Origin of the sequence: Vibrio makurazakiensis (assembly GCF_050337375.1) — a bacterium.
Classification (GTDB): domain Bacteria; phylum Pseudomonadota; class Gammaproteobacteria; order Enterobacterales; family Vibrionaceae; genus Vibrio; species Vibrio makurazakiensis.
Map to the genome: position 1 here is coordinate 1 of NZ_JAKJSW010000371.1, position 2,448 is coordinate 2,448.

General features: G+C 42.6%; 2 protein-coding genes and 4 tRNA genes. All 6 read right to left on the reverse strand.

Features of this window, described 5'->3' with window-relative positions:
- Positions 1 to 9 precede the first annotated feature (9 nt).
- Positions 10 to 86: transfer RNA gene (locus L4C33_RS21465), tRNA-Arg, on the reverse strand.
- 88 nt (positions 87 to 174) lie between these two features.
- Positions 175 to 267 (reverse strand) — tRNA-Ser (locus L4C33_RS21470).
- A 45-nt stretch (positions 268 to 312) separates the two neighbouring features.
- Positions 313 to 389: transfer RNA gene (locus L4C33_RS21475), tRNA-Arg, on the reverse strand.
- 44 nt (positions 390 to 433) lie between these two features.
- Positions 434 to 526 (reverse strand) — tRNA-Ser (locus tag L4C33_RS21480).
- Positions 527 to 938: 412 nt separating this feature from the next.
- Positions 939 to 1,136, reverse strand: coding sequence for a carbon storage regulator CsrA (gene csrA / locus L4C33_RS21485; RefSeq protein WP_009847619.1), 198 nt, complete (start codon positions 1,134 to 1,136; stop codon positions 939 to 941).
- A 91-nt stretch (positions 1,137 to 1,227) separates the two neighbouring features.
- Positions 1,228 to 2,415, reverse strand: a complete 1,188-nt coding sequence (locus L4C33_RS21490; RefSeq protein ID WP_428814422.1) for an aspartate kinase — start codon at positions 2,413 to 2,415, stop codon at positions 1,228 to 1,230.
- Between the last annotated feature and the right edge of the window lie 33 nt (positions 2,416 to 2,448).

The window sequence follows — 2,448 nt, forward strand, 5'->3', positions numbered from 1 at the left end:
CCTTAATAGTGGCGCGCTCTGGAGGATTCGAACCTCCGACCGCCTGGTTCGTAGCCAGGTACTCTATCCAGCTGAGCTAAGAGCGCACGGTTTTCATTCTCTCAAATGAAGTTGTGAAATATATCACACTTTGTTTTCAATAAAACAAAAAAAAGGCCATAGGCCTGTAATGAATGGCGGTGAGGGAGGGATTCGAACCCTCGATGCGGCTACAAACCACATACTCCCTTAGCAGGGGAGCGCCTTCGGCCACTCGGCCACCTCACCTAATTCATTATTCTCATCACTCATTTCTAAAAATAAGAAAGAGAATGGCGCGTCCTGGAGGATTCGAACCTCCGACCGCCTGGTTCGTAGCCAGGTACTCTATCCAGCTGAGCTAAGGACGCACATTTACTTCTGTGTTTGCTTGCTAGTTCAAACGTGCAAGAAATGGCGGTGAGGGAGGGATTCGAACCCTCGATGCGGCTACAAACCACATACTCCCTTAGCAGGGGAGCGCCTTCGGCCTCTCGGCCACCTCACCGTCTTGCGGAGGCACATATTACGTTTTACCGAAAATATGTCAAACACTTTATTGAAAAAAACTAGACAAAAACACTTAACCGTTTGCAAATTAATCAAAGCGCTTGCAAATTAAACTTATTACATCTAATTCACGCTTTTTCCCTTAAATATTAAGGTGAAAGATTAGCAGTAGCTTATCGTTAAAAGCAGTTATCTGGTTCATTCATAAAAGCGAATTTACCCACAGCCCGAACAATACTACGTGACGAGCGATTTCGCTATAGCTTACCCCAACAAAATTACAACTATCAGGCTGAATGTTCAGATTTCAAACAGGCAACCCTACAACGCACCCTATAAACAAATTTTTGACGGCAGTAAGATCAAAAAAGGCTAGCAAATAAGCTAGCCTCTTGTTTACGCAATACGTATTAGTAGTTGCCAGGTGCAACGTTACCATTACCTTTTTCAGCTTGAATGCGCATGTAGATCTCTTCACGGTGAACAGATACTTCTTTAGGTGCGTTAACACCAATACGTACTTGGTTACCTTTAACACCTAGCACAGTAACTGTTACTTCATCACCAATCATCAGTGTTTCGCCAACGCGGCGAGTCAAAATTAGCATTCTTTGCTCCTTGAGTAATCTCTAAAATTATCTAGCTACGAGGGCATTATCTATCAAAAGTTATATTTTGGTAAACTATCTATTTAGTTTTTTAACCAAAATGTACTTCTTTTTGTTGATAATAGCTCGGCTCGTACGCTGTTATGTATGCATCATGAAGTATGTTAGCCGCAGCATCAACATGAATAGGTGATAAAACCAACATTAAGGATTGCGAACCAGCTGAATGATAAAAGACATCAATACTCTGTGCAGATAACAGTCCGTGTGAATTTGACGCAATTCCTTGTGCTTGATTACCTACAATAGTAAGTAAGCTAACATCTTCACTATTACGGATTTTCTCTTCAAAGACCAGTTCTAACTTTGCGCTTGCGTTGCGTTTAACAATAACGATTGCCTTTTCTGCATCCTGGATCACACATTGAGCTTCGATCCCCAACATACGACACAGGTCTATTAATATCGGTAGTTCAGAATTCAAAATACTCAGTTGAGTCATATCCCTTTGGATAGCAATACCTTGAATACGCTCACAAGGCTTATCTCCTACAACAAGGGTCCCCTCTCCGCCTTCAAAGCTAGAAAGCACCCTTAATGCAACATTGTGTTTCCAAGCATATTGAACACAAGGTAAATGCAAAACCTTAGCACCACAGCGCGCCATTTCTTCCATCGAAAGAAAATCAATAACTTCGAGCTTTTGGGAGTTACTTACAATTCGAGGGTCACATGTGTATATCCCATCGACATCAGTATAAATCTGACATTCTGTCGCATCTAATGCTCCCGCTAGCGCTACCGCACTAGTATCCGAGCCGCCTCGACCTAGTGTTGTTATATCGCCTTGCTCGTTCACACCTTGAAAGCCTGCAACAATCACTATGTGATCATCATTGAGCAACCTTAAGATGTTCTGAGTATCAATACTTCTTATGGTTGCATCGTTATGTAGAGAGTCGGTTGTGATACCAGCTTGTAAGCCTGTCAGTGACGTTGCCTTGTTCCCAAGTTTATTGATTGCCATAGACAGCAATGCCATCGACACTTGCTCACCAGCGGTAAGTAGCACGTCTAGCTCCCTAGCATTAGGGACAGAGTCAACTTGAGTCGCGAGATCCATCAAACGATTGGTCTCACCAGACATAGCAGAAACAACGACAACCATTTGGTTACCTTCATTTTTTGCTTTAATTATTTGTTTTGCGACTTCTTGAATTCGCTCTATCGAGCCAACAGAGGTCCCACCAAATTTTTGCACAATCACAGGCATTTTCACCAGTCCTCACCTTCCCAAGACAAATGTCTATAT